We start from the raw sequence: 23,818 nt of genomic DNA on the forward strand, positions 1-23,818 counted from the left end.
GAAGCCTTATGGCTACCACTTCACTTGACCTGGCCAAGGTCCGCAACATCGGGATCATGGCCCACATCGACGCGGGCAAGACGACCACCACCGAGCGGATCCTGTTCTACACCGGTGTGTCGTACAAGATCGGTGAGGTCCACGACGGCGCTGCCACCATGGACTGGATGGAGCAGGAGCAGGAGCGTGGCATCACGATCACCTCTGCTGCCACCACCTGCCACTGGCCGCTGGAAGACGTCGACCACACCATCAACATCATCGACACCCCGGGCCACGTCGACTTCACCGTCGAGGTGGAGCGCTCCCTGCGCGTGCTCGACGGTGCCGTGACGGTGTTCGACGGCGTCGCCGGTGTTGAGCCCCAGTCCGAGACGGTGTGGCGTCAGGCGGACCGCTACGGCGTTCCGCGTATCTGCTTCGTCAACAAGCTCGACCGCACCGGTGCCGAGTTCCACCGCTGCGTCGACATGATCAGCGACCGCCTGGGTGCGCAGCCGATCGTCATGCAGCTCCCGATCGGCGCCGAGGCCGACTTCAAGGGCGTCGTGGACCTGGTCCGCATGAAGGCGCTCGTGTGGTCCGCCGAGGCGACCAAGGGCGAGATGTACGACGTCGTCGACATCCCGGACACGCACACCGAGGCTGCCGAGGAGTACCGCGGCAAGCTGGTCGAGGCCGTGGCCGAGAACGACGAAGAGATCATGGAGCTGTACCTGGAGGGCCAGGAGCCCACCGAGGAGCAGCTGTACGCCGCGATCCGTCGTATCACCATCGCGTCCGGCAAGAGCAAGGGCACCACGGTCACCCCGGTGTTCTGTGGCACCGCGTTCAAGAACAAGGGCGTCCAGCCCCTGCTCGACGCGGTCGTGCGCTACCTGCCTTCCCCGGTCGACATCGAGGCCATCGAGGGCCACGACGTCAAGGACCCGGAGACGGTCGTCAAGCGCAAGCCGTCCGACGACGAGCCGCTGTCGGCGCTGGCGTTCAAGATCATGAGCGACCCGCACCTCGGCAAGCTCACCTTCGTCCGGGTTTACTCGGGCCGCCTGGAGTCCGGTTCTTCGGTGCTGAACTCCGTCAAGGGCAAGAAGGAGCGCATCGGCAAGATCTACCGCATGCACGCCAACAAGCGTGAGGAGATCGAGTCGGTGGGCGCCGGCGACATCGTCGCCGTCATGGGCCTGAAGCAGACCACCACCGGTGAGACGCTGGCCGACGACAAGAACCCGGTCATCCTGGAGTCCATGGACTTCCCGGCGCCGGTCATCCAGGTCGCCATCGAGCCCAAGTCGAAGGGCGACCAGGAGAAGCTGGGCGTCGCGATCCAGCGCCTGGCCGAGGAGGACCCGTCCTTCCAGGTCCACTCGGACGAGGAGACCGGCCAGACCATCATCGGTGGTATGGGCGAGCTGCACCTCGAGGTGCTGGTCGACCGTATGCGCCGTGAGTTCAAGGTCGAGGCCAACGTCGGCAAGCCGCAGGTGGCCTACCGCGAGACGATCCGCAAGGCCGTCGAGCGCGTCGACTACACCCACAAGAAGCAGACCGGTGGTACCGGTCAGTTCGCCAAGGTGCAGATCGCGATCGAGCCGATCGAGGGCGGCGACGCCTCGTACGAGTTCGTGAACAAGGTCACCGGTGGTCGTATCCCGAAGGAGTACATCCCTTCGGTCGACGCCGGTGCGCAGGAAGCCATGCAGTTCGGCATCCTCGCCGGCTACGAGATGACCGGTGTCCGCGTCATCCTCATCGACGGTGGCTACCACGAGGTCGACTCCTCCGAGCTCGCCTTCAAGATCGCCGGTTCGCAGGCCTTCAAGGAGGCCGCGCGCAAGGCCAGCCCCGTGCTGCTCGAGCCGATGATGGCCGTTGAGGTCACCACGCCCGAGGACTACATGGGTGAGGTCATCGGCGACATCAACTCCCGCCGTGGCCAGATCCAGGCCATGGAGGAGCGGGCCGGTGCCCGCGTCGTGAAGGGTCTCGTGCCCCTCTCGGAGATGTTCGGTTACGTCGGCGACCTGCGCAGCAAGACGTCCGGCCGTGCGAGCTACTCCATGCAGTTCGACTCCTACGCCGAGGTTCCGCGGAACGTCGCCGAGGAGATCATCGCGAAGGCCAAGGGCGAGTAACGCACCGCGTTCACACGCTTTAGGCTTGACTCCGGAGCCTCGTGGGGCAAACAACCGCAAACACGGATGTTTGCCCCGGGTTCCGGGCTTTAACAGCAAAGATCACCTGGCGCCGATGAAGTAAGGCGTACAGAACCACTCCACAGGAGGACCCCAGTGGCGAAGGCGAAGTTCGAGCGGACTAAGCCGCACGTCAACATCGGCACCATCGGTCACATCGACCACGGTAAGACGACCCTCACGGCCGCCATTACCAAGGTGCTGCACGACGCGTACCCGGACCTGAACGAGGCCACCCCGTTCGACAACATCGACAAGGCGCCCGAAGAGCGTCAGCGTGGTATCACCATCTCCATCGCGCACGTCGAGTACCAGACCGAGGCGCGTCACTACGCCCACGTCGACTGCCCGGGTCACGCGGACTACATCAAGAACATGATCACCGGTGCCGCGCAGATGGACGGCGCGATCCTCGTGGTCGCCGCCACCGACGGCCCGATGCCGCAGACCAAGGAGCACGTGCTCCTGGCCCGCCAGGTCGGCGTTCCGTACATCGTCGTCGCCCTGAACAAGGCCGACATGGTGGACGACGAGGAGATCCTGGAGCTCGTCGAGCTCGAGGTCCGTGAGCTCCTCTCCGAGTACGAGTTCCCGGGCGACGACGTTCCGGTCGTCAAGGTCTCCGCTCTGAAGGCCCTTGAGGGCGAGAAGGAGTGGGTGGACTCCGTCCTCAACCTGATGAACGCCGTCGACGAGGCCATCCCGCAGCCGGAGCGCGAGGTCGACAAGCCGTTCCTGATGCCGATCGAGGACGTCTTCACGATCACCGGTCGTGGCACCGTCGTCACCGGTCGTATCGAGCGCGGTCTGCTCAAGGTCAACGAGACCGTCGACATCATCGGCATCAAGCCGGAGAAGACCACCACCACGGTCACCGGCATCGAGATGTTCCGCAAGCTGCTCGACGAGGGCCAGGCCGGTGAGAACGTCGGTCTGCTGCTCCGCGGCATCAAGCGCGAGGACGTCGAGCGCGGCCAGGTCATCATCAAGCCGGGCTCGGTCACCCCGCACACCGAGTTCGAGGCGCAGGCCTACATCCTGTCCAAGGACGAGGGTGGCCGCCACACGCCGTTCTTCAACAACTACCGCCCGCAGTTCTACTTCCGCACGACGGACGTGACCGGCGTTGTGACCCTCCCCGAGGGCACCGAGATGGTCATGCCGGGTGACAACACCGAGATGTCGGTGCAGCTCATCCAGCCCATCGCCATGGAAGAGGGCCTGAAGTTCGCCATCCGTGAGGGTGGCCGCACCGTGGGCGCCGGCCAGGTCGTCAAGATCGTCAAGTAAGTTCCGCTTGCTTGAGGGTCATCTGACCTGAGGTCTCTGACCTGAGGACTGACCTGAGGAGAGGCCCGTACGACTTCGGTCGTACGGGCCTCTTCGCTGTTTCTACGGCCCTGTCACTGCATGTTCTGAAAGGGCGGATGCTCGTACGACGCCTCGCACACGTACACCTGGAGGCTGTAGCTGCGCCCGATGGTGATCTGGGTGTCGAGCGCCGGCCCGAGGAAGTGGTACCCGCTGTACCCGGCATCCTCCACCGGCCGCCAGCTGCGGCTGCCGCCGTCCCACTCGGTGCCGTCGATGGTGATGAGCGGCCGTACGCCACTGCCGCACTCGGCGCAGGACATGGGGAAGGGGTCGGAGAAGCTCCAGGGGGCGTGTCCGCCGAGCTTCCACCCAGGGGCGACGGCCAGATCGAACTGATAACAGACCGCCGACTCCCCGTCCTCCTCCTCCCTCTCCTCATCCCACTTCTCGATCCGGTCCGCCAGCTCCTCCGGCAGCTCGTGCGGGGCCGGGTACTCGATGACGGTCTCGGGGTGCAGCACGCACGGCGCGGGAAGGTAGTCGTCACTTCCGATGACCGCGGGCGCCGGGGGAGCGGTGAGCGGTTCGAGGATGTCGGCGGCCCTGCGCCAGCGAAGTTCGACCCGGGGTACGTAGTGGTCCTCGGGGTGATCGAAGGCGCACCACAGCACCTGGAGCAGGTCCATGCCCTCGGGCCAGGGGAGGTCGGGCACGTCGTCGGCGTATATCTGCGCCACGGGCACCATGGGCACGGGCCCGTCCTGCGCTATCCGGCGGTCCTTGGAGCCGAGGTCGACCAGCGTGCGCTCCTCCGCGGTCAGCAGATCGGCGCCCTCCGCCTGAGGCCGGGCCCAGGCCTGCCGCAGCACGCGCCGCCCGACATGGACGTCATCGGGCGCGACTCCCCGATGCCAGGGCCCGGCGTGCTCCGAGCAGCTGGGCCACGGCTCGCCGGCCGGCCACAGCAGCGGCCCACCTACGGAACTGTCCGCCACGCCCGGCGCCCCGGCGCGCGGATGCAGCCGTACGGCGGACCGGGCGAGGGGCGCCAACTCGGGGAAGTGGGCGGTGATGTCGAGGGGGCGGGGTGGTGTGGTGCGGGTCATGCGGGGAGGGTACTGGGCGCGACTGACAGCCCCGGCGACTACTCGTCTTCGAAGATCTCTTCGGCTGTCGGGGCGGTGACGGCGCGTCGGTGCCAGAAAAACCCCAGGTGTTTCAACACCAGTTCCCTCCACAGTTCCAGGACGGCCGGATCGCTGGCCAGGCGCTGCGACAGAATCTCGGTGCTGGGGCTACTCATCCGTGAAGATCTTGTCGGCGGAGGGAGCGGTGACGGCGCGCCGGTGCCAGTGGCGTCTCCGCGGCGGGCGGGCGAGCTGACCATAGGGGGTTCCTGTGTGTGGGAAGCCGCATGGAAAGACATTGCCTCTGGCACATGCCATCAGTGCGTCTTGTAGCGGAGCGTAGGTTGTAACTCGGCGTCGAAGTAGGCCAGTTGGTGATGTTCACCCGTGAGGGTGAGGTTCCGGTGTCGGTACGGTGATCTCGGCCCATACGGTCTTGCGTGGAGGCCGGCCCGGCGAGACGCCCCAGCGCTCGGCCAGCGCCTCCACCAGGACCAGTCCCCGGCCCGAGTCGCCCGCGGCAGAAGGGTGTTGGATCCTAGGAACTCGGTCAGCGCGCGTGTCGGTCACCTCGATGCGGAGCGTCTCGCCGACGACGTAGAGCGTGAGGCGGAAGTTCCTCCCGGGCACCCTCCCGTGGGTCGCGGCGTTGGCCGCCAGCTCGGCCACGACGTGTGCGGCCGACTCCAGCGGCAGTCCCCAGTTGCGGAGTTGTTCGGTGGCGAGCAGGCGGGCAAGACGGGCGCCGCGGGGCGTGGGGGACAGCAGCACGGTGAAGTTGGGGATGGGGCTGGTGAGTTCGGCCGGGGGCTCGGCGGTTTCTTGATTCATGTCACTCAGCGTGGCCGAGCGTGCTTGTGTTGAGGTGCGATGACGCCTGTGCGTATGGGGACTGTCCCTTCGTTGTCCCGTTCTGTCTCGGCTGTCCGGGGTGCCGTACGGGTACGGCTGCGCGTTGGAGGTGGGTGACCGTGAGCGAAGAGGGTGTGGACGAGGCCGGGTGGAATGTCGAACCCGGCGATGAGAGCGCGCCGTTGGTGGAGGCCGTGGGGCGCCTGGTCAGGCACTGCCGGGAGGCGGCCGGGATGCGGGTGGCCGAGCTGGGGGAGGCACTCGGGTACGGCGAGGACCTGGTCCGGAAGGTGGAGCGCGGGGTACGGATTCCCCGGCCGGAGTTCCTGGACAGGGCGGACGAGATCCTGAACGCGGGCGGGCTCCTCAAGGCCTTCAAGGAGGACATGGAGAAGGCCCGGTACCCGAAGAAGGTCCGCGAGCTGAAGATGCTGGAGGACCGGGCGGTCGAGTTGCTGCTGTACAGCAACCACAACATCCATGGCCTGTTGCAGACGGAGGAGTACGCGCGGGCCTTGCTGCGTACCTGGCGTCCGGCTTACTCACTGGACGAACTGGAGCGCATGGTGGCCGCTCGGATGGCCCGAAAGTCCGTCTTCGAGCGCTCGCCGGCGCCCGAGTTCAGCTTCGTCCAGGAAGAGGTGACGCTGCGCCGCCCGATCGGGGACACAATGGTGCTGCGCCGACAGCTCGAACACATGCTTGAGGTGGCCCGGTTGCCGTTCGTGGAGCTTCAGGTGATGCCGACTGCGCGCGCGAACCACCCTGGGACGGGAGGCCGGATCCAGGTGTTGAAGTTCGCGGACGGTACGGGGATGGGCCGTACCGACGGTGACTTCGCGGGCCGTCCGGTCTCGAACCCGAGGCAGCTCAGGGTCCTCGACCTGCGCTATGGCATCATCCGGGCTCAGGCGCTCACGCCAGAGGAGTCTCTGGTCTTCATCGAGCAAGCGCTGGGAGAACTATGAGCACCCCGGAACTCCACTGGTTCAAGAGCAGCTACAGCGACAGCAGCAACGGCAACGACTGCGTCGAGGTAGCCATAGCCCCCACCACCATCCACATCCGCGACTCCAAGACCACCGAAGGCCCTCAGCTCGCCGTGACCCCCACCGCCTGGTCCGGCTTCGTCACGTACGCCTCGCGGAACGCCTAGGCCGTTGGTCGTCGTGGTCAAAGGCTGGAGGGCGACCGCCCCTGCCGTGGCGATGCTTGCAGTGGTCGGCCTGGTCGGCCGGTTCCGGGTCCGGCTGATGCTCACCTCCACCGCGTCGCAGCATCCCGCCCTGCTGGACGACTTCCGGGACTTGGTGCGCACCGTCCGCCCGGGCGAGAGTGCGACACCATAGCGGTTTCCGGGGAGCCGGCGAGGCTTGTGTCGCCAGCCCCGTCCTTCGTAGGTTGGCCCGGTGGGACTCTTCGACAAGCTGACCGGCACCCGGCACCCACAAGAGGGAGTGTCGCCGGTCCTGGGGGAGGAGTTGCGGGCGGCGCTGCTCGGACTCAACCAGCCCGAGGTTCCGTACGTCATCCGTTACGGCGGCGGTGAGCAGTGCGACCTGCTGGCGGAGTGGCGGTTGACGGAGCCCGCCTGGCAGCAGGGTCGATACGTGGTGGAACACCCTGCGCTCGGGCGGGCTCAAGAACAGCTCGGACGTCCTTGAGCAGCAGAGCGCCGACATGGTGGATGCCTGGGGAAGGCTCGGGGGCTCACCGCCAAAGCCCAGAACTCACTCCATGAAAACGCCCTGAACGACTCGTTCAACGCACGCTTCGAAGCGCGTCGCGACCTTTCCTGACGTATCAGGCGAGTCGGCAGCGTCAGGGGTGCTTGATGTTCCACCTGGACAGTCATGATCTTGATGTAGAGAGGATGTATGCGATGACCCGGCGCCTTCGGGGCCGTTCCACGCACGAGACACCGCCGGGCAGCGGCATGGCACCAAGGCGCCGATCACAGGCCCGCACCGACCCCGCCGTCCGTGTCCTCGCCCTTGCTGCCCTCCTCGGTACGACCACGCTCGCCTGCGGCTCAGGTTCCGGTTCTGGCGGGGATCGGGGAGGGGCCGGTACCGGGAGTGACGCCCCCACCGTCAGCGCGCCCGCTGACCCGGCAGCCACCGGTGCTCCGGCCATAGAAATGATCAAGCAGGTCAACGACACGATGCGCGAGACGCCGTTCAGCGGGATCGGCACGACGACGGCCTTCGAGGGTGCGGGGCTGCAGAGGATCGTGTGGAATCCCGATCAGGGGCTGCGCATCTTCTACACGGGGACCGTCGGAGGCGACATGTACTGCAAGGACGGCGTCACGTACATGAGCTCGGGCCTGCTCGCCGAGAGCCTCAAGTCCCAGGGGACCGAGATCACCGTCCCGGACCGGCTCGCCGGCACCTATGTGACCACGCGGAGCGGGCAGGGGTGTGACGCCTATTTCGCCCTGCCCACCTCGGGCACCTTCGCACCCGAGAAGGACACCACCGTCGAGGGCGTGCGTGCCCGGGCGATCGTGGCGGCGGCCGGGGCCACCTCGGACACCTACCTCGTCAGCGCGCAGGACCCCGCCAGGCTCCTGAAGACGAAGTCCGTCCGCGACGGGCGCAGCAGCAGTACGACGTACGTCGACTTCGGCAAGAAGAAGGACGTCACGCTCCCCAGCCCGGACAAGACCATGTCCATGGAGAAGTTCCGCGCGCAGGTGGACGCCGGATGACAGCGGGCAGCGGGGACCCCGGTCAGGTGGCGTTGCGTGTGCCGGGGGCAACCGGCGCCTGTCTGCCGGGCTCGCTCGCCCTGGCGATCAGCAGCGTTTCTGCGGCATCGCCGGGGTACGTCTAGCAAAGCGGATGACCGCGGGAGCAGACGGTCCCATCCGCACCTGCGACATTGTGGCTGGTGAAAACGATCACCCTCGGTGCCGGCTGGAGACGATCCGCCGGAGCTGCCGCAGGGCCTTCGGCGGCCTGGAGTCGCCCGCCTCCACCTTGGCCGCAGAGCCTGAGCGAGAACGCTGCGGTCCACTGGAGATCAGGATCCCGGACTGACCGGAACCGGACCGCTCAGGCGCGCCCCGCCCGCTGTGCCCGCCCACAGTTTGATCTCCGTCACCCCCGGGGTATTCTCTCCGGCCCGATTGGCGGAGCACCCACCCCATGTGGCAGACTGTCCGAGTTGCTCGGTCGAGTGTTGATGTCGCGCGCCTCCCGCCGGGAGGACTGGAAGCGAGTCCCACAGTACTCGTCGTCCTAACTGCCACCACGGCAGCACTGGGACGGACGTACGGGAATCTTCCGGGAAGCGTAGGCGCGGCACCGGCCAGGCACCCGGTGGGCCTTCCGTCCCCGGCTTGCGGTTCCGGAAGGGCCGTGTGCATTCCCCGCAGGGATGTTCGAACAAGGGGCATCCATGTCAGCGGGAGCGCGACACGCCCGACCGCGTGGGTCGGAGAAGGAAGCAAGGAACACCGGGTTCCAGAGCGTTGAAGAGACAGGACTACTGAGTAGCCATGGCGGGACAGAAGATCCGCATCCGGCTCAAGGCCTACGACCACGAGGTCATCGACTCCTCGGCGAAGAAGATCGTCGAGACGGTGACTCGCACTGGTGCGTCGGTCGCGGGCCCGGTGCCGCTGCCCACTGAGAAGAACGTGTACTGCGTCATCAAGTCGCCGCACAAGTACAAGGACTCGCGCGAGCACTTCGAGATGCGCACGCACAAGCGCCTGATCGACATTCTCGACCCGACCCCCAAGACCGTTGACTCTCTGATGCGACTCGACCTCCCGGCCGGTGTCGACATCGAGATCAAGCTCTGAGGCTGGTGGGCTGAGAATGGCTAAGCAGATCAAGGGCATCCTGGGCGAGAAGCTCGGCATGACGCAGGTGTGGGACGAGAACAACCGTGTTGTTCCGGTCACCGTCGTCAAGGCCGGCCCCAACGTCGTCACCCAGGTTCGTACGAACGATGTCGACGGCTACGAGTCGGTCCAGATCGCCTTCGGCGAGATCGACCCGCGCAAGGTGAACAAGCCCCTCAAGGGCCACTTCGCCAAGGCCGACGTCACTCCCCGCCGCCACCTCGTCGAGATCCGTACCGCTGACGCCAGCGAGTACACCCTCGGCCAGGAGATCACCGCCGAGGTGTTCGAGGCCGGCATCAAGGTCGACGTGACCGGCAAGAGCAAGGGCAAGGGCTTCGCCGGTGTCATGAAGCGTCACAACTTCAAGGGCCTCGGCGCCGGACACGGCACCCAGCGCAAGCACCGCTCGCCCGGTTCCATCGGTGGCTGCGCCACCCCGGGCCGCGTGTTCAAGGGCCTCCGCATGGCGGGTCGCATGGGCAACGAGCGGGTCACCACCCAGAACCTGACCGTCCACGCCGTTGACGCGGAGAAGGGTCTGCTGCTCATCAAGGGCGCGGTTCCCGGTCCGAACGGCGGCCTCGTCCTGGTCCGCACCGCGGCCAAGGGGGCCTGAGGTAACCGATGAGCACTGTTGACATCCTTTCGCCGGCGGGCGACAAGGCCGGTTCCGTCGAGCTCCCCGCGGAGATCTTCGACGCCAAGGTCAGCGTTCCGCTGATCCACCAGGTCGTCGTCGCGCAGCTGGCTGCTGCCCGTCAGGGCACGCACAAGACGAAGACCCGTGGCGAGGTCCGTGGTGGCGGCAAGAAGCCGTACCGCCAGAAGGGCACCGGTCGCGCCCGTCAGGGTTCGACCCGCGCGCCGCAGTTCGCCGGTGGTGGCGTCGTCCACGGCCCGCAGCCGCGTGACTACTCGCAGCGCACCCCGAAGAAGATGAAGGCCGCCGCCCTGCGCGGTGCCCTCACCGACCGGGCGCGTCACAACCGCATCCACGTCGTCTCCGGCGTGGTCGAGGGCGGCAACCCGTCCACGAAGGCCGCGAAGAGCCTGTTCGGCAAGATCTCGGAGCGCAAGAACCTGCTCCTGGTCGTCGAGCGCGCCGACGAGGCCGCGTGGCTGTCCGCCCGCAACCTGCCCCAGGTCCACATCCTGGAGCCGGGCCAGCTGAACACGTACGACGTTCTCGTCTCGGACGACGTGGTCTTCACCCAGGCCGCTTTCGAGTCCTTCGTGTCTGGCCCCAAGGCCGCTGACACCGAAGGGAGCGAGGCCTGATGGCTACGCGTCACCCGAGCATTGCCTCGAAGGCCGCCAAGGCCGCCAAGGCCGCGCGCCTCGCCAAGGCGAAGCGCCACGCCACCGAGGGCAAGAACACCGTCGAGACCCCGCTGAGCAAGTCGTACACGGACCCCCGTGACGTGCTGCTCAAGCCGGTCGTCTCCGAGAAGAGCTACGCGCTCCTCGACGAGAACAAGTACACGTTCATCGTCGACCCGAACGCCAACAAGACCCAGATCAAGCAGGCCGTCCAGGCGGTCTTCTCGGTCAAGGTCACCGGGGTCAACACGATCAACCGCCAGGGCAAGCGCAAGCGCACGAAGACCGGTTTCGGTCAGCGTGCCGGCAGCAAGCGCGCGATCGTGACCCTCGCCGAGGGCGACCGTATCGACATCTTCGGCGGTCCGACCGCCTAAGGGCGGTCCGGATCGTCCGATATCGGACGAGGACTGAGAAATGGGAATCCGCAAGTACAAGCCGACTACGCCGGGCCGTCGTGGCGCCAGCGTTGCCGACTTCGTCGAGGTCACGCGGTCCACGCCGGAGAAGTCGCTGGTCCGCCCCCTGCACAGCAAGGGCGGCCGTAACAACGCCGGTCGTGTGACCGTTCGCCACCAGGGTGGCGGACACAAGCGCGCCTACCGTGTGATCGACTTCCGTCGTCACGACAAGGACGGCGTGCCGGCGAAGGTCGCGCACATCGAGTACGACCCCAACCGCACCGCGCGCATCGCGCTGCTGCACTACGCCGACGGCGAGAAGCGCTACATCCTCGCCCCGCGCAACCTGCAGCAGGGTGACCGCATCGAGAACGGTCCCGGGGCCGACATCAAGCCGGGCAACAACCTGGCCCTCCGCAACATCCCGGTCGGTACCACGATCCACGCGATCGAGCTCCGTCCCGGTGGCGGTGCCAAGTTCGCCCGCTCCGCCGGTGCCTCCGTGCAGCTGCTCGCGAAGGAGGGCTCCTACGCCCACCTGCGCATGCCGTCCGGCGAGGTCCGCCTGGTCGACGTCCGCTGCCGCGCCACCATCGGTGAGGTCGGCAACGCCGAGCAGAGCAACATCAACTGGGGTAAGGCCGGCCGTAAGCGGTGGCTGGGCGTTCGCCCGACCGTCCGTGGTGTCGTGATGAACCCGGTCGACCACCCGCACGGTGGTGGTGAGGGCCGGACCTCCGGTGGTCGCCACCCTGTGTCCCCGTGGGGCAAGAAGGAAGGCCGTACTCGTTCGCCCAAGAAGGCGTCGAACAAGTACATCGTCCGCCGCCGCAAGACGAACAAGAAGCGCTAAGGACGGGTTGAGATGCCTCGTAGCTTGAAGAAGGGGCCCTTCGTCGACGACCACCTGATCAAGAAGGTGGATGTCCAGAACGAAGCCGGCACCAAGAACGTCATCAAGACCTGGTCCCGTCGCTCGATGATCGTCCCGGCCATGCTCGGCCACACGATCGCGGTGCACAACGGCAAGACCCACATCCCGGTGTTCGTCACCGAGTCGATGGTCGGCCACAAGCTCGGCGAGTTCTCGCCGACCCGCACCTTCCGGGGCCACGTCAAGGACGACCGGAAGTCGAAGCGCCGCTAGTAGCGGATCGCATTCAGACACGTAAGTAACTGAGAGGGACAACCATGGAAGCCAGGGCCCAGGCGCGGTACATCCGCGTCACGCCCATGAAGGCCCGCCGCGTGGTGGACCTGATCCGTGGCATGGACGCCACGGAGGCTCAGGCTGTTCTGCGATTCGCTCCGCAGGCAGCCTCCGTGCCGGTCGGCAAGGTGCTCGACAGCGCCATTGCCAACGCCGCGCACAACTACGACCACACCGACGCCGACAGCCTCTTCATTTCCGAGGCCTACGTCGACGAGGGCCCGACCCTGAAGCGGTTCCGTCCGCGTGCCCAGGGCCGTGCCTACCGGATCCGCAAGCGGACCAGCCACATCACCGTGGTCGTCAGCAGCAAGGAAGGAACCCGGTAATGGGCCAGAAGGTTAACCCGCATGGGTTCCGGCTCGGTGTCACCACGGACTTCAAGTCCCGGTGGTACGCCGACAAGCTGTACAAGGACTACGTCAAGGAAGACGTCGCCATCCGTCGGATGATGACGTCCGGCATGGAGCGCGCCGGTATCTCGAAGGTTGAGATCGAGCGCACCCGTGACCGCGTGCGGGTGGACATCCACACCGCTCGTCCGGGCATCGTCATCGGCCGCCGTGGCGCCGAGGCCGACCGCATCCGCGGTGACCTCGAGAAGCTCACGGGCAAGCAGGTCCAGCTGAACATCCTCGAGGTCAAGAACCCCGAGACCGACGCTCAGCTCGTGGCCCAGGCCGTTGCCGAGCAGCTCTCCTCCCGCGTCTCCTTCCGCCGCGCCATGCGAAAGAGCATGCAGTCGGCGATGAAGGCGGGCGCCAAGGGCATCAAGATCCAGTGCGGTGGCCGCCTCGGCGGCGCCGAGATGTCCCGCTCGGAGTTCTACCGCGAGGGCCGTGTGCCCCTGCACACGCTCCGCGCGAACGTGGACTACGGCTTCTTCGAGGCCAAGACGACCTTCGGCCGCATCGGTGTGAAGGTCTGGATCTACAAGGGCGACGTCAAGAACATCGCCGAGGTCCGCGCCGAGAACGCTGCGGCCCGTGCGGGTAACCGCCCGGCCCGTGGTGGTGCCGACCGCCCGGCCCGTGGTGGCCGTGGTGGCGAGCGGCGCGGTCGCAAGCCGCAGCAGGCTGCCGGCGCCGAGGCCCCCAAGGCCGAGGCCCCCGCCGCTCCGGCTGAGAGCACCGGAACGGAGGCCTGACCGACATGCTGATCCCCCGTAGGGTCAAGCACCGCAAGCAGCACCACCCGAAGCGCCGTGGTATGGCCAAGGGCGGTACGACGGTTGCGTTCGGCGAGTACGGCATCCAGGCCCTCACGCCGGCGTACGTGACCAACCGCCAGATCGAGGCGGCCCGTATCGCGATGACCCGCCACATCAAGCGTGGCGGCAAGGTCTGGATCAACATCTACCCGGACCGTCCGCTGACCAAGAAGCCTGCCGAGACCCGCATGGGTTCCGGTAAGGGTTCGCCGGAGTGGTGGATCGCGAACGTTCACCCGGGTCGGGTGATGTTCGAGCTGTCCTACCCGAACGAGAAGATCGCCCGTGAGGCCCTCACTCGCGCAGCCCACAAGCTGCCGATGAAGTGCCGGATCGTCAAGCGCGAGGCAGGTGAAGCGTGATGTCGGCCGGTACCAAGGCGTCCGAGCTGCGCGAGCTGGGCAACGAGGAGCTTCTGGGGAAGCTCCGCGAGGCCAAGGAAGAGCTGTTCAACCTCCGCTTCCAGGCGGCGACGGGTCAGCTCGAGAACCACGGTCGGCTCAAGGCCGTCCGTAAGGACATCGCGCGGATCTACACCCTGATGCGTGAGCGCGAGCTGGGCATCGAGACGGTGGAGAGCGCCTGATGAGCGAGAGCAACGTGACTGAGAACACTGAGGCGCGCGGTTTCCGCAAGACCCGTGAGGGTCTCGTCGTCAGCGACAAGATGGACAAGACCGTCGTCGTCGCCGTCGAGGACCGCGTCAAGCACGCGCTGTACGGCAAGGTCATCCGCCGTACGAACAAGCTCAAGGCGCACGACGAGCAGAACGCTGCGGGTGTCGGCGACCGCGTCCTCCTCATGGAGACCCGGCCGCTGTCCGCGACGAAGCGCTGGCGCGTCGTCGAGATCCTCGAGAAGGCCAAGTAGGTAATTCCCGCAAGGGAATTCCAAAAAGTACGTTCCTGCGAGGCACCCCTCGCAGGACAGTTCCGCCAGGCTCCGGGAGCCGCTCAGCTGAGCGGCTCCCGGGGAACCGGCAGACAAACAGGAGATAGACGTGATCCAGCAGGAGTCGCGACTGCGCGTCGCCGACAACACTGGTGCGAAGGAAATCCTTTGCATCCGTGTGCTCGGTGGCTCCGGTCGCCGCTACGCGGGCATCGGTGACGTCATCGTCGCCACCGTCAAGGACGCGATCCCCGGTGGCAACGTGAAGAAGGGTGACGTCGTCAAGGCGGTCATCGTTCGCACCGTCAAGGAGCGCCGCCGTCCGGACGGCTCGTACATCCGCTTTGACGAGAACGCCGCCGTCATTCTGAAGAACGACGGCGACCCTCGCGGCACCCGCATCTTCGGCCCGGTCGGCCGTGAGCTGCGCGAGAAGAAGTTCATGAAGATCATCTCGCTCGCGCCGGAGGTGCTGTAAGCATGAAGATCAAGAAGGGCGACCTGGTCCAGGTCATCACCGGTAAGGACAAGGGCAAGCAGGGCAAGGTCATCGCGGCCTTCCCCCGCGAGGACCGCGTCCTGGTCGAGGGTGTCAACCGGGTCAAGAAGCACACCAAGGCCGGCCCGACCGCCAGTGGCTCGCAGGCCGGCGGCATCGTGACCACCGAGGCCCCCATCCACGTGTCCAACGTTCAGCTGGTCGTGGAGAAGGACGGCAACAAGGTCGTCACGCGTGTCGGTTACCGCTTCGACGAAGAGGGCAACAAGATCCGCGTTGCCAAGCGGACGGGTGAGGACATCTGATGGCTACCACCACCACTCCGCGTCTGAAGACGAAGTACCGCGAGGAGATCGCGGGCAAGCTGCGTGACGAGTTCAAGTACGAGAACGTCATGCAGATCCCCGGCCTCGTCAAGATCGTGGTCAACATGGGTGTGGGCGACGCCGCCCGCGACTCCAAGCTGATCGAGGGCGCCATCCGCGACCTCACCACGATCACCGGCCAGAAGCCGCAGGTCACCAAGGCTCGCAAGTCCATCGCGCAGTTCAAGCTGCGTGAGGGCCAGCCGATCGGTGCCCACGTCACGCTCCGTGGCGACCGCATGTGGGAGTTCCTGGACCGCACCCTGTCGCTCGCGCTCCCGCGCATCCGCGACTTCCGCGGCCTGTCCCCCAAGCAGTTCGACGGCCGTGGCAACTACACCTTCGGTCTCACGGAGCAGGTCATGTTCCACGAGATCGACCAGGACAAGATCGACCGCGTCCGGGGTATGGACATCACCGTGGTCACCACGGCGACCAACGACGCTGAGGGCCGCGCGCTCCTTCGTCACCTCGGCTTCCCGTTCAAGGAGGCGTGAGCGAGATGGCGAAGAAGGCTCTGATCGCTAAGGCTGCTCGCAAGCCCAAGTTCGGTGTGCGTGGCTACACGCGCTGCCAGCGCTGCGGCCGTCCGCACTCCGTGTACCGCAAGTTCGGCCTCTGCCGTGTGTGCCTTCGTGAGATGGCTCACCGCGGCGAGCTGCCGGGCGTGACCAAGAGCTCCTGGTAATCCCTGTAATAGGGGATTCCTGAAGCTCTCGGTAAGCATCTGGGTCGGCAGGGGCCCTTCTCCGCATGCCGTAGGCTTGCGGGGTTGGGCGTCTGTCGCGCCCGTACGACTTACTACGCCGTAGGTCCACCGCGCCGCACCCGTCCCGTCCCGGATCGGGGAGAGGGATGGCGCACCAGGAAACCCCGGCGAGAGAGGCCGAAGGCCAATTCATGACCATGACTGATCCGATCGCAGACATGCTTACGCGTCTGCGGAACGCGAACTCGGCATACCACGACTCCGTGACGATGCCGGCATCGAAGATCAAGTCGCACATCGCGGAGATCCTCCAGCAGGAGGGCTTCATCACGGGCTGGAAGGTCGAGGACGCCGAGGTCGGCAAGAACCTCGTTCTCGAGCTGAAGTTCGGCCCGAACCGTGAGCGCTCCATCGCGGGCATCAAGCGGATCTCCAAGCCCGGTCTCCGGGTTTACGCGAAGTCCACCAACCTGCCGAAGGTGCTCGGCGGCCTCGGCGTGGCGATCATCTCCACGTCCCACGGGCTCCTCACCGACAAGCAGGCCGGCAAGAAGGGCGTGGGTGGGGAAGTCCTCGCCTACGTCTGGTAGCGGAAGGGAACGGAGGAAACAGCTATGTCGCGTATTGGCAAGCTCCCCATCACGGTTCCCGCCGGCGTGGACGTCACCATCGACGGCCGTACGGTCTCGGTCAAGGGCCCCAAGGGCACGCTGACCCACACCGTCGTGGCGCCGATCGACATCGCCAAGGGCGAGGACGGCACCCTGCAGGTGTCCCGCCCCAACGACGAGCGTCAGAACAAGGCCCTGCACGGCCTGTCCCGCACGCTGGTGGCGAACATGATCACCGGCGTGACCCAGGGTTACGTGAAGAAGCTCGAGATCAGCGGTGTCGGTTACCGCGTTACGGCCAAGGGCTCGAACCTCGAGTTCGCGCTCGGCTACAGCCACCCGATCACCGTCGAGGCGCCCGAGGGCATCACCTTCAAGGTGGAGACCCCGACCCGCTTCCAGGTCGAGGGCATCGACAAGCAGAAGGTCGGCGAGGTTGCGGCCAACATCCGCAAGCTGCGCAAGCCTGACCCGTACAAGGCCAAGGGCGTCAAGTACGAGGGCGAAGTCATCCGCCGCAAGGTCGGAAAGGCGGGTAAGTAAGCCATGGCATACGGGCAGAAGATCCTCAAGGGCGACGCCTACAAGCGCGCCGCGATCAAGCGCCGTCACATCCGGATCCGCAAGCGGATCGCCGGTACGGCGGAGCGTCCCCGTCTGGTCGTGACCCGCTCCAACCGCCACATCGTGGCGCAGGTGATCGACGACCTCAAGGGCCACACCCTGGCGTCCGCGTCCACCCTGGACGCGTCCGTCCGCGGTGGCGAGGGCGACAAGTCCGCGCAGGCCAAGCAGGTCGGCGCCCTGGTCGCCGAGCGTGCCAAGGCCGCCGGTGTCGAGGCTGTCGTGTTCGACCGTGGTGGCAACCAGTACGCCGGGCGCATCGCCGCCCTGGCGGACGCCGCCCGCGAAGCCGGGCTCAAGTTCTGAGCCTGCCGTAGCTAGCGGAAACAGAGAGAGGTAATTCCAATGGCTGGACCCCAGCGCCGCGGTGGCGGTGCCGGTGGCGGCGAGCGGCGGGACCGGAAGGGCCGTGACGGCGGCGCTGCTGCCGCCGAGAAGACCGCGTACGTTGAGCGCGTTGTCGCGATCAACCGCGTCGCCAAGGTTGTGAAGGGTGGTCGTCGCTTCAGCTTCACCGCGCTGGTCGTGGTGGGCGACGGTGACGGCACCGTGGGTGTCGGTTACGGCAAGGCCAAGGAGGTGCCGGCCGCCATCGCCAAGGGTGTTGAGGAGGCCAAGAAGCACTTCTTCAAGGTCCCCCGTATCCAGGGCACCATCCCGCACCCGATCCAGGGTGAGAAGGCTGCCGGCGTCGTGCTGCTCAAGCCCGCGTCCCCGGGTACCGGTGTTATCGCCGGTGGTCCGGTGCGTGCCGTGCTCGAGTGCGCCGGTATCCACGACATCCTGTCGAAGTCGCTCGGCTCCGACAACGCGATCAACATCGTGCACGCGACCGTGGAGGCCCTGAAGGGCCTGCAGCGTCCCGAGGAGGTCGCGGCCCGCCGCGGTCTGCCGCTCGAGGACGTCGCCCCCGCGGCCCTGCTGCGTGCGCGTGCCGGGGCTGGTGCGTAATGGCTCAGCTCAAGATCACGCAGGTTAAGTCGTACATCGGCAGCAAGCAGAACCACCGTGACACCCTGCGCTCCCTTGGTCTCAAGGGCATCAACACGCAGGTCGTCAAGGAGGACCGCCCCGAGTTCCGCGGCATGGTGCACACCGTCCGCCACCTCGTGACGGTCGAGGAGGTCGACTGATCATGGCGGAGCAGAACCCGCTCAAGATCCACAACCTTCGTCCGGCCCCCGGCGCCAAGACCGCCAAGACCCGTGTCGGTCGTGGTGAGGCGTCGAAGGGTAAGACGGCCGGTCGTGGTACCAAGGGTACGAAGGCCCGTTACCAGGTTCCGGAGCGCTTTGAGGGTGGCCAGATGCCGCTGCACATGCGCCTCCCGAAGCTGAAGGGCTTCAAGAACCCGTTCAAGACGGAGTACCAGGTCGTGAACCTGGACAAGCTCTCCGCCCTCTACCCCGAGGGTGGCGAGGTCACCGTGGCCGACCTGGTCGCCAAGGGTGCCGTCCGCAAGAACAGCCTCGTCAAGGTCCTCGGCCAGGGCGAGATCTCCGTGGCGCTGCAGGTGACGGTGGACGCCGTCTCCGGCTCCGCCAAGGAGAAGATCGCCGCCGCCGGCGGCACGGTCACCGAGCTGGTCTGAGTCCCTCAGGGCAACGCTCGATGACGTAGACGATCCCGACCGGGGATACCCCACAATGGGGTATCCCCGGTTGGTCGTTCCTAGGGGGGCAGTGTCGCCGGTAAGGTGGCCTGCACTGTTCCATTTCTATATCCGTCGAACTTCAAGACCGTCACCCTTGACGCAGTTGCGCGGGGGTCGCAGGAGGCACCGTGCTCACCGCGTTCGCCCGGGCGTTCAGGACGCCCGACCTGCGCAAGAAGCTACTCTTCACGCTGGCCATCATCGTGGTCTACCGGGTCGGTACCCACATCCCGATCCCTGGCGTTGACTACAAGAACGTCCAGCAGTGTGTCCGCGAGGCGTCCGGCAACCAGGGCCTCTTCGGACTGGTCAACATGTTCAGCGGTGGTGCGCTGCTGCAGATCACGATCTTCGCGCTCGGCATCATGCCGTACATCACGGCCAGCATCATCCTTCAGCTGCTGACCGTGGTCATCCCGCGCCTGGAAGCCCTTAAGAAGGAGGGACAGGCCGGCACTGCCAAGATCACGCAGTACACCCGCTACCTGACCGTGGCGCTCGCCATCCTTCAGGGCACGGGTCTGGTCGCCACCGCCCGGAGCGGAGCCCTGTTCAGTTCCTGCTCGGTGGCTAGCCAGATCGTTCCCGACCAGGCGATCTTCACCACGATCACGATGGTCATCTGCATGACCGCCGGTACGTGCGTCGTCATGTGGCTCGGTGAGCTGATCACCGACCGCGGCATCGGCAACGGCATGTCGATCCTGATGTTCATCTCGATCGCCGCGACCTTCCCCTCCGCCCTGTGGGCGATCAAGAAGCAGGGCACCCTGGCCGGCGGCTGGATCGAGTTCGGCACCGTCATCGCGGTCGGCCTGGTCATGGTCGCGCTTGTCGTCTTCGTCGAGCAGGCCCAGCGCCGCATCCCGGTGCAGTACGCGAAGCGCATGATCGGCCGTCGTTCCTACGGCGGTACGTCCACCTACATCCCGCTCAAGGTGAACCAGGCGGGTGTGATTCCCGTCATCTTCGCCTCCTCGCTGCTCTACATCCCGGCGCTGGTGGCGCAGTTCTCCGGTGGTAAGTCCGGTTGGAAGCTGTGGGTTCAGAACAACCTGACCAAGGGCGACCACCCGATTTACATCACTTCGTACTTCTTGCTCATCGTCTTCTTCGCGTTCTTCTATGTCGCTATCTCCTTCAACCCCGAGGAAGTAGCCGACAACATGAAGAAGTATGGTGGCTTCATCCCGGGCATCCGGGCTGGCCGACCGACCGCTGAGTACCTCAGCTACGTGCTCAACCGGATCACCTGGCCGGGTTCGCTGTATCTGGGCGTGATCGCTCTCGTGCCGACAATGGCGTTGGTGGGCTTCAACGCGAGCGGGAACTTCCCGTTCGGCGGGACCAGCATCCTGATCATCGTGGGTGTGGGCCTTGAGACGGTGAAGCAGATCGAGAGCCAGCTCCAGCAGCGCAATTACGAAGGGTTCCTCCGCTGATGCGTATCGTCCTCGTCGGGCCGCCGGGTGCCGGTAAGGGAACGCAAGCCGTCCGACTCGCTGAGAAGCTGACCATCCCGCACATCTCCACGGGCGACCTCTTCCGGGCCAACATCAGCCAGCAGACCGAGCTGGGCAAGCTCGCGAAGTCCTACATGGACGCCGGCAACCTCGTTCCGGACGAGGTGACCATCGCGATGGCCAAGGACCGCATGGAGCAGCCGGACGCCGAGAAGGGCTTCCTGCTGGACGGCTTCCCGCGCAACGTCAAGCAGGCCGAGGCGCTGGACGCACTGCTGGAGACCGAGGGCATCAAGCTGGACGCCGTCCTGGACCTGGAGGTCCCGGAGGACGAGGTCGTGAAGCGGATCGCCGGCCGGCGCATCTGCCGCAACGACTCCTCGCACGTCTTCCACGTGACGTACAGCAAGCCGAAGAAGGACGGCGTCTGCGACGTCTGCGGCGGCGAGCTGTACCAGCGCGACGACGACCGCGAGGAGACCGTCCGCACGCGGCTGGAGGTCTACCACACGCAGACCGAGCCGATCATCGACTACTACAAGGCGCAGGGCCTGGTCGTGACGATCTCCTCCCTGGGCCCGGTGGACGAGATCACGCAGCGGGCGCTGGAGGCGCTCAAGCGCGAGAAGGCCGAGAAGTAGAGTCCCGGCCCTTCCGGCCGCGGTGCCCCTCCGGGCGCCGCGGCCGTACTGTTGTGTAGATATCCCAGCCCACGTGAGTGACGGAGAGCGCAGGCCCCCATGGTGCAGATCAAGACCCCCGAGCAGATCGCCAAGATGCGTGCGGCGGGCCTGGTCGTAGCCGCCATTCACGCGGCCACGCGCGAAGCGGCGGTTCCGGGCGCCTCCACGAAGGACCTGGACGAGGTCGCCCGCAAGGTGCTCGCCGAGCACGGCGCGAAGTCGAACTTCCTCGGGTACGGCGGCTTCCCGGCGACGATCTGCACCTCGGTCAACGACGTGGTCGTCCACGGCATCCCCTCCGACGAGGTCGTCCTCAAGAACGGCGACGTCATCTCCATCGACTGCGGCGCGATCATCGACGGCTGGCACGGCGACGCGGCCTACACCGCCTTCGTCGGCTCCGGTCACTCACCGGAGCTGATCGAACTCTCCCGGGTGACGGAAGAGTCCATGTGGGCCGGCATCGCCGCGATGAAGCAGGGCAACCGCCTGGTCGACATCTCCCGGGCGATCGAGACGTACATCCGCCGCCAGCCGAAGCCCGGCGGCGGCAAGTACGGGATCATCGAGGACTACGGCGGCCACGGCATCGGCACCGAGATGCACATGGACCCGCACCTGCTGAACTACGTCGAGCGCCGCCGCGGCAAGGGTCCCAAGCTGGTCCCCGGCACCTGCCTCGCGATCGAGCCGATGGTCTCCCTCGGCACCCCGAAGACCGAGGTCCTCCAGGACGACTGGACGGTCGTCACCCTCGACGGCACCTGGTCCTCCCACTGGGAACACTCGGTGGCTCTGACCGACCAGGGCCCCCTGGTCCTGACGGCTCCCGACGGGGGCAAGGCGAAGCTGGCGGAGTACGGCATCACGGCGGCGCCGGACCCGCTGGGCTGATGACAGCCTCCGCCACGACCGCCGGTCGGAGGGCGGCGCAGCCGCTCGAAGCTTGTGAGGCGCCCAAGGCGCCGAACCCGCGAGAGCGGCGTGAAGGATGGGCCGGCATCACGGCCGCCCCCGACCCGTTGGCGTAATGATCTCCCTCGTAGGGCAGACTTCCCCGATTCGTGTTTCCGGGTGCGCTGACGTAGACTGACTCGTCGGCTCTCGTGCACCCGCATGTCCGCATGCGCCCGCCAGGGAAAAGCGTGAGAGTCGATCAAGGTAGTCGATTCGAAGGGCGAAGCGTGGCCAAGAAGCAAGGTGCCATCGAGATCGAGGGCACTGTCGTCGAGTCTCTGCCGAACGCCATGTTCAGGGTCGAGCTCCAGAACGGCCACCAGGTCCTGGCACACATCAGCGGCAAGATGCGTATGCACTACATCCGCATCCTCCCTGACGACCGGGTCGTGGTGGAGCTGTCTCCGTACGACCTGACGCGTGGCCGGATCGTCTACCGCTACAAGTAGATCTTGCCCGCGCCCCGGGCCTCCCAGGGCGATGGCACTGACCCGGAGAACCTCACCCAATGAAGGTCAAGCCGAGCGTCAAGAAGATCTGCGACAAGTGCAGGGTGATCCGCCGTCACGGTCGGGTCATGGTCATCTGCGAGAACCCGCGCCACAAGCAGCGCCAGGGCTGACGCACGACCATCACCCTCTGCACCTCTATCGCAGAGATTCGCGCGACGCGAGCTGAATATGTTCATACGCAGGACCCGAGCCAGCCAGCTCGACACCCCCGGTTCGGAGGCCGGGGACCCGGTTCGTACCTAGTACGGCGGCCGGGAGCCGGTCCTGCGGAAGACCTCCGAAGAATCACCAGGAGCCATTGAATGGCACGCGTTTCCGGTGTTGACATCCCGCGCGAAAAGCGCGTGGAGGTCGCCCTCACCTACGTGTTCGGCATCGGCCGGACCCTTTCGCAGGAGACGCTGGCTGCGACCGGCGTCGACCCGAACACCCGCGTTCGTGACCTGACCGAAGAGCAGCTGGTCGCGATCCGCGAGTACGTCGACAACAACATCAAGACCGAGGGTGACCTCCGTCGCGAGATCCAGGCCGACATCCGCCGCAAGGTCGAGATCGGCTGCTACCAGGGTCTGCGGCACCGCCGCGGTCTGCCCGTCCGCGGTCAGCGCACCAGCACCAACGCCCGTACCCGCAAGGGCCCGCGTCGCGCCATCGCCGGCAAGAAGAAGCCGGGCAAGAAGTAGTCCGCAGCGGACACCTGTCCACGGTCTTCGCTGTAGGACCGACCACCTCCCGTAGGAGTTAGTAGATGCCCCCCAAGGGACGTCAGGGCGCTGCCAAGAAGGTGCGCCGCAAGGAAAAGAAGAACGTCGCTCACGGCCACGCGCACATCAAGAGCACGTTCAACAACACGATCGTCTCGATCACGGACCCGTCCGGCAACGTGATCTCCTGGGCCTCCGCCGGCCACGTCGGCTTCAAGGGCTCCCGGAAGTCCACGCCGTTCGCCGCGCAGATGGCCGCTGAGTCGGCTGCCCGCCGCGCCCAGGAGCACGGCATGCGCAAGGTCGACGTGTTCGTGAAGGGCCCGGGTTCCGGTCGCGAGACCGCGATCCGCTCCCTGCAGGCCACGGGCCTCGAGGTCGGCTCCATCCAGGACGTCACCCCGACCCCGCACAACGGCTGCCGTCCGCCGAAGCGCCGCCGCGTCTGACGCACGGCCTTCGTCCGGCTTCGGGTTTCGGGCGGTACGGCTCCTTCGAGTCGTACCGCCCGTACCCTTGCAGTACCCGCACTTCTCACAGGTGCGGTCTCCGTCGGGCGTCAAATAGCGGGCGTCCACGAAAGAAGGATCTGATCCACACATGCTGATCGCTCAGCGTCCCTCGTTGACCGAAGAGGTCGTCGACGAGTTCCGCTCCC

General features: G+C 66.3%; 37 protein-coding genes and 1 pseudogene. 35 read left to right on the forward strand and 3 right to left on the reverse strand.

The genetic code is table 11. The features are described from left to right. Positions 1 to 8: 8 nt before the first annotated feature. Together fusA and tuf are read left to right on the forward strand one after the other, a co-directional pair. Positions 9 to 2,135: an elongation factor G gene (gene fusA, locus ACWD3E_RS31125; RefSeq protein WP_451390892.1), complete on the forward strand. Its 2,127-nt coding sequence runs from the start codon at positions 9 to 11 to the stop codon at positions 2,133 to 2,135. A gap of 156 nt (positions 2,136 to 2,291) precedes the next feature. Beyond that, entirely contained in the window at positions 2,292 to 3,485 is a 1,194-nt protein-coding gene (gene tuf, locus ACWD3E_RS31130; protein WP_451390893.1) for an elongation factor Tu, read from the forward strand. Positions 3,486 to 3,598: 113 nt separating this feature from the next. Here the strand turns inward: tuf and ACWD3E_RS31135 are convergent, their stop codons facing one another. The 3 genes from ACWD3E_RS31135 to ACWD3E_RS31145 form a co-directional block, all read right to left on the reverse strand. Continuing rightward, the gene (locus ACWD3E_RS31135) at positions 3,599 to 4,615 is read right to left on the reverse strand and encodes a hypothetical protein (protein WP_451390894.1); all 1,017 of its coding nucleotides are present in this window, start codon (positions 4,613 to 4,615) and stop codon (positions 3,599 to 3,601) included. A 38-nt stretch (positions 4,616 to 4,653) separates the two neighbouring features. Then, complete coding sequence (locus ACWD3E_RS31140) at positions 4,654 to 4,812, reverse strand: hypothetical protein (RefSeq protein ID WP_451390895.1); 159 nt, start codon at positions 4,810 to 4,812, stop codon at positions 4,654 to 4,656. 205 nt (positions 4,813 to 5,017) lie between these two features. After that, on the reverse strand, positions 5,018 to 5,467 hold the full coding sequence (locus ACWD3E_RS31145; protein WP_451390896.1) for an ATP-binding protein: 450 nt from the start codon (positions 5,465 to 5,467) through the stop codon (positions 5,018 to 5,020). A 140-nt stretch (positions 5,468 to 5,607) separates the two neighbouring features. Here ACWD3E_RS31145 and ACWD3E_RS31150 point away from each other — a divergent pair, with 140 nt between their 5' ends. The 33 genes and pseudogenes from ACWD3E_RS31150 to rpsK all read left to right on the forward strand — a co-directional run bounded on the left by ACWD3E_RS31150 (position 5,608) and on the right by rpsK (position 23,609). Next, the gene (locus ACWD3E_RS31150) at positions 5,608 to 6,456 is read left to right on the forward strand and encodes a helix-turn-helix domain-containing protein (protein ID WP_451390897.1); all 849 of its coding nucleotides are present in this window, start codon (positions 5,608 to 5,610) and stop codon (positions 6,454 to 6,456) included. After that, positions 6,453 to 6,644 (forward strand): DUF397 domain-containing protein, encoded by a 192-nt coding sequence (locus ACWD3E_RS31155; RefSeq protein ID WP_451390898.1) that lies wholly within the window; start codon positions 6,453 to 6,455, stop codon positions 6,642 to 6,644. Before ACWD3E_RS31150 ends, ACWD3E_RS31155 begins: the two co-directional genes overlap by 4 nt. A gap of 46 nt (positions 6,645 to 6,690) precedes the next feature. After that, entirely contained in the window at positions 6,691 to 6,837 is a 147-nt protein-coding gene (locus tag ACWD3E_RS31160) for a hypothetical protein (protein WP_451390899.1), read from the forward strand. A 60-nt stretch (positions 6,838 to 6,897) separates the two neighbouring features. Then, a pseudogene (locus tag ACWD3E_RS31165) lies at positions 6,898 to 7,086 on the forward strand (hypothetical protein); the annotation flags it as partial. A gap of 284 nt (positions 7,087 to 7,370) precedes the next feature. Next, positions 7,371 to 8,201 carry a hypothetical protein gene (locus ACWD3E_RS31170; protein ID WP_451390900.1) on the forward strand — a complete coding sequence of 277 codons (831 nt, stop codon included), beginning with the start codon at positions 7,371 to 7,373 and terminating at the stop codon, positions 8,199 to 8,201. 792 nt (positions 8,202 to 8,993) lie between these two features. Continuing rightward, on the forward strand, positions 8,994 to 9,302 hold the full coding sequence (rpsJ, locus tag ACWD3E_RS31175) for a 30S ribosomal protein S10 (protein WP_003948644.1): 309 nt from the start codon (positions 8,994 to 8,996) through the stop codon (positions 9,300 to 9,302). Positions 9,303 to 9,318: 16 nt separating this feature from the next. Further along, a complete protein-coding gene (gene rplC, locus ACWD3E_RS31180) occupies positions 9,319 to 9,963 on the forward strand; it encodes a 50S ribosomal protein L3 (RefSeq protein ID WP_020135811.1) in 645 nt (214 codons plus the stop codon). An 8-nt stretch (positions 9,964 to 9,971) separates the two neighbouring features. Then, positions 9,972 to 10,625 (forward strand): 50S ribosomal protein L4, encoded by a 654-nt coding sequence (rplD, locus tag ACWD3E_RS31185; RefSeq protein WP_451390901.1) that lies wholly within the window; start codon positions 9,972 to 9,974, stop codon positions 10,623 to 10,625. Further along, on the forward strand, positions 10,625 to 11,044 hold the full coding sequence (rplW, locus tag ACWD3E_RS31190; RefSeq protein WP_132857209.1) for a 50S ribosomal protein L23: 420 nt from the start codon (positions 10,625 to 10,627) through the stop codon (positions 11,042 to 11,044). The genes rplD and rplW overlap by 1 nt, the downstream gene beginning before the upstream one ends. 40 nt (positions 11,045 to 11,084) lie before the next feature. Further along, the gene (gene rplB / locus ACWD3E_RS31195; protein WP_451390902.1) at positions 11,085 to 11,921 is read left to right on the forward strand and encodes a 50S ribosomal protein L2; all 837 of its coding nucleotides are present in this window, start codon (positions 11,085 to 11,087) and stop codon (positions 11,919 to 11,921) included. Positions 11,922 to 11,933: 12 nt separating this feature from the next. After that, the gene (gene rpsS, locus ACWD3E_RS31200; RefSeq protein ID WP_003948639.1) at positions 11,934 to 12,215 is read left to right on the forward strand and encodes a 30S ribosomal protein S19; all 282 of its coding nucleotides are present in this window, start codon (positions 11,934 to 11,936) and stop codon (positions 12,213 to 12,215) included. 44 nt (positions 12,216 to 12,259) lie between these two features. Further along, complete coding sequence (gene rplV, locus ACWD3E_RS31205) at positions 12,260 to 12,607, forward strand: 50S ribosomal protein L22 (protein ID WP_003974262.1); 348 nt, start codon at positions 12,260 to 12,262, stop codon at positions 12,605 to 12,607. Then, positions 12,607 to 13,425: a 30S ribosomal protein S3 gene (gene rpsC, locus ACWD3E_RS31210; RefSeq protein WP_055706471.1), complete on the forward strand. Its 819-nt coding sequence runs from the start codon at positions 12,607 to 12,609 to the stop codon at positions 13,423 to 13,425. The genes rplV and rpsC overlap by 1 nt, the downstream gene beginning before the upstream one ends. Before the next feature lie 5 nt (positions 13,426 to 13,430). Further along, positions 13,431 to 13,850 (forward strand): 50S ribosomal protein L16, encoded by a 420-nt coding sequence (gene rplP, locus ACWD3E_RS31215; protein ID WP_007443989.1) that lies wholly within the window; start codon positions 13,431 to 13,433, stop codon positions 13,848 to 13,850. Continuing rightward, positions 13,850 to 14,074, forward strand: a complete 225-nt coding sequence (gene rpmC, locus ACWD3E_RS31220) for a 50S ribosomal protein L29 (protein WP_030174543.1) — start codon at positions 13,850 to 13,852, stop codon at positions 14,072 to 14,074. Before rplP ends, rpmC begins: the two co-directional genes overlap by 1 nt. Continuing rightward, positions 14,074 to 14,358 (forward strand): 30S ribosomal protein S17, encoded by a 285-nt coding sequence (gene rpsQ / locus ACWD3E_RS31225; protein WP_014674375.1) that lies wholly within the window; start codon positions 14,074 to 14,076, stop codon positions 14,356 to 14,358. Before rpmC ends, rpsQ begins: the two co-directional genes overlap by 1 nt. Positions 14,359 to 14,488: 130 nt before the next feature. Then, positions 14,489 to 14,857: a 50S ribosomal protein L14 gene (gene rplN / locus ACWD3E_RS31230; RefSeq protein ID WP_003998823.1), complete on the forward strand. Its 369-nt coding sequence runs from the start codon at positions 14,489 to 14,491 to the stop codon at positions 14,855 to 14,857. 2 nt (positions 14,858 to 14,859) lie between these two features. Continuing rightward, the gene (rplX, locus tag ACWD3E_RS31235) at positions 14,860 to 15,183 is read left to right on the forward strand and encodes a 50S ribosomal protein L24 (protein WP_402631495.1); all 324 of its coding nucleotides are present in this window, start codon (positions 14,860 to 14,862) and stop codon (positions 15,181 to 15,183) included. Beyond that, positions 15,183 to 15,740: a 50S ribosomal protein L5 gene (gene rplE, locus ACWD3E_RS31240; RefSeq protein WP_158923772.1), complete on the forward strand. Its 558-nt coding sequence runs from the start codon at positions 15,183 to 15,185 to the stop codon at positions 15,738 to 15,740. The genes rplX and rplE overlap by 1 nt, the downstream gene beginning before the upstream one ends. Before the next feature lie 5 nt (positions 15,741 to 15,745). Beyond that, on the forward strand, positions 15,746 to 15,931 hold the full coding sequence (locus ACWD3E_RS31245) for a type Z 30S ribosomal protein S14 (RefSeq protein WP_003948630.1): 186 nt from the start codon (positions 15,746 to 15,748) through the stop codon (positions 15,929 to 15,931). Between the two features lie 212 nt (positions 15,932 to 16,143). Continuing rightward, entirely contained in the window at positions 16,144 to 16,542 is a 399-nt protein-coding gene (rpsH, locus tag ACWD3E_RS31250; protein ID WP_007384075.1) for a 30S ribosomal protein S8, read from the forward strand. A gap of 24 nt (positions 16,543 to 16,566) precedes the next feature. Next, positions 16,567 to 17,106 (forward strand): 50S ribosomal protein L6, encoded by a 540-nt coding sequence (gene rplF / locus ACWD3E_RS31255; RefSeq protein WP_451390903.1) that lies wholly within the window; start codon positions 16,567 to 16,569, stop codon positions 17,104 to 17,106. 3 nt (positions 17,107 to 17,109) lie between these two features. After that, on the forward strand, positions 17,110 to 17,493 hold the full coding sequence (rplR, locus tag ACWD3E_RS31260) for a 50S ribosomal protein L18 (RefSeq protein WP_030860987.1): 384 nt from the start codon (positions 17,110 to 17,112) through the stop codon (positions 17,491 to 17,493). A gap of 39 nt (positions 17,494 to 17,532) precedes the next feature. Beyond that, positions 17,533 to 18,138 carry a 30S ribosomal protein S5 gene (gene rpsE / locus ACWD3E_RS31265; RefSeq protein ID WP_015658456.1) on the forward strand — a complete coding sequence of 202 codons (606 nt, stop codon included), beginning with the start codon at positions 17,533 to 17,535 and terminating at the stop codon, positions 18,136 to 18,138. Continuing rightward, positions 18,138 to 18,320: a 50S ribosomal protein L30 gene (gene rpmD, locus ACWD3E_RS31270; RefSeq protein ID WP_003974250.1), complete on the forward strand. Its 183-nt coding sequence runs from the start codon at positions 18,138 to 18,140 to the stop codon at positions 18,318 to 18,320. The genes rpsE and rpmD overlap by 1 nt, the downstream gene beginning before the upstream one ends. Positions 18,321 to 18,322: 2 nt before the next feature. Further along, positions 18,323 to 18,778 (forward strand): 50S ribosomal protein L15, encoded by a 456-nt coding sequence (gene rplO / locus ACWD3E_RS31275; RefSeq protein WP_451352984.1) that lies wholly within the window; start codon positions 18,323 to 18,325, stop codon positions 18,776 to 18,778. Positions 18,779 to 18,969: 191 nt separating this feature from the next. Next, positions 18,970 to 20,283, forward strand: a complete 1,314-nt coding sequence (secY, locus tag ACWD3E_RS31280) for a preprotein translocase subunit SecY (RefSeq protein ID WP_451390904.1) — start codon at positions 18,970 to 18,972, stop codon at positions 20,281 to 20,283. Continuing rightward, positions 20,283 to 20,945 carry an adenylate kinase gene (locus ACWD3E_RS31285; RefSeq protein WP_451352986.1) on the forward strand — a complete coding sequence of 221 codons (663 nt, stop codon included), beginning with the start codon at positions 20,283 to 20,285 and terminating at the stop codon, positions 20,943 to 20,945. The genes secY and ACWD3E_RS31285 overlap by 1 nt, the downstream gene beginning before the upstream one ends. Before the next feature lie 99 nt (positions 20,946 to 21,044). Continuing rightward, entirely contained in the window at positions 21,045 to 21,881 is an 837-nt protein-coding gene (gene map, locus ACWD3E_RS31290) for a type I methionyl aminopeptidase (protein WP_451390905.1), read from the forward strand. A 290-nt stretch (positions 21,882 to 22,171) separates the two neighbouring features. Then, positions 22,172 to 22,393 (forward strand): translation initiation factor IF-1, encoded by a 222-nt coding sequence (gene infA, locus ACWD3E_RS31295; protein ID WP_004927214.1) that lies wholly within the window; start codon positions 22,172 to 22,174, stop codon positions 22,391 to 22,393. A 59-nt stretch (positions 22,394 to 22,452) separates the two neighbouring features. Continuing rightward, positions 22,453 to 22,566: a 50S ribosomal protein L36 gene (rpmJ, locus tag ACWD3E_RS31300; protein ID WP_003998809.1), complete on the forward strand. Its 114-nt coding sequence runs from the start codon at positions 22,453 to 22,455 to the stop codon at positions 22,564 to 22,566. Between the two features lie 192 nt (positions 22,567 to 22,758). Beyond that, on the forward strand, positions 22,759 to 23,139 hold the full coding sequence (rpsM, locus tag ACWD3E_RS31305; RefSeq protein ID WP_116148529.1) for a 30S ribosomal protein S13: 381 nt from the start codon (positions 22,759 to 22,761) through the stop codon (positions 23,137 to 23,139). Positions 23,140 to 23,204: 65 nt separating this feature from the next. Beyond that, complete coding sequence (gene rpsK / locus ACWD3E_RS31310) at positions 23,205 to 23,609, forward strand: 30S ribosomal protein S11 (RefSeq protein ID WP_003956432.1); 405 nt, start codon at positions 23,205 to 23,207, stop codon at positions 23,607 to 23,609. Positions 23,610 to 23,818 lie beyond the last annotated feature (209 nt).

It is taken from the genome of Streptomyces sp. NPDC002676 (assembly GCF_053592455.1).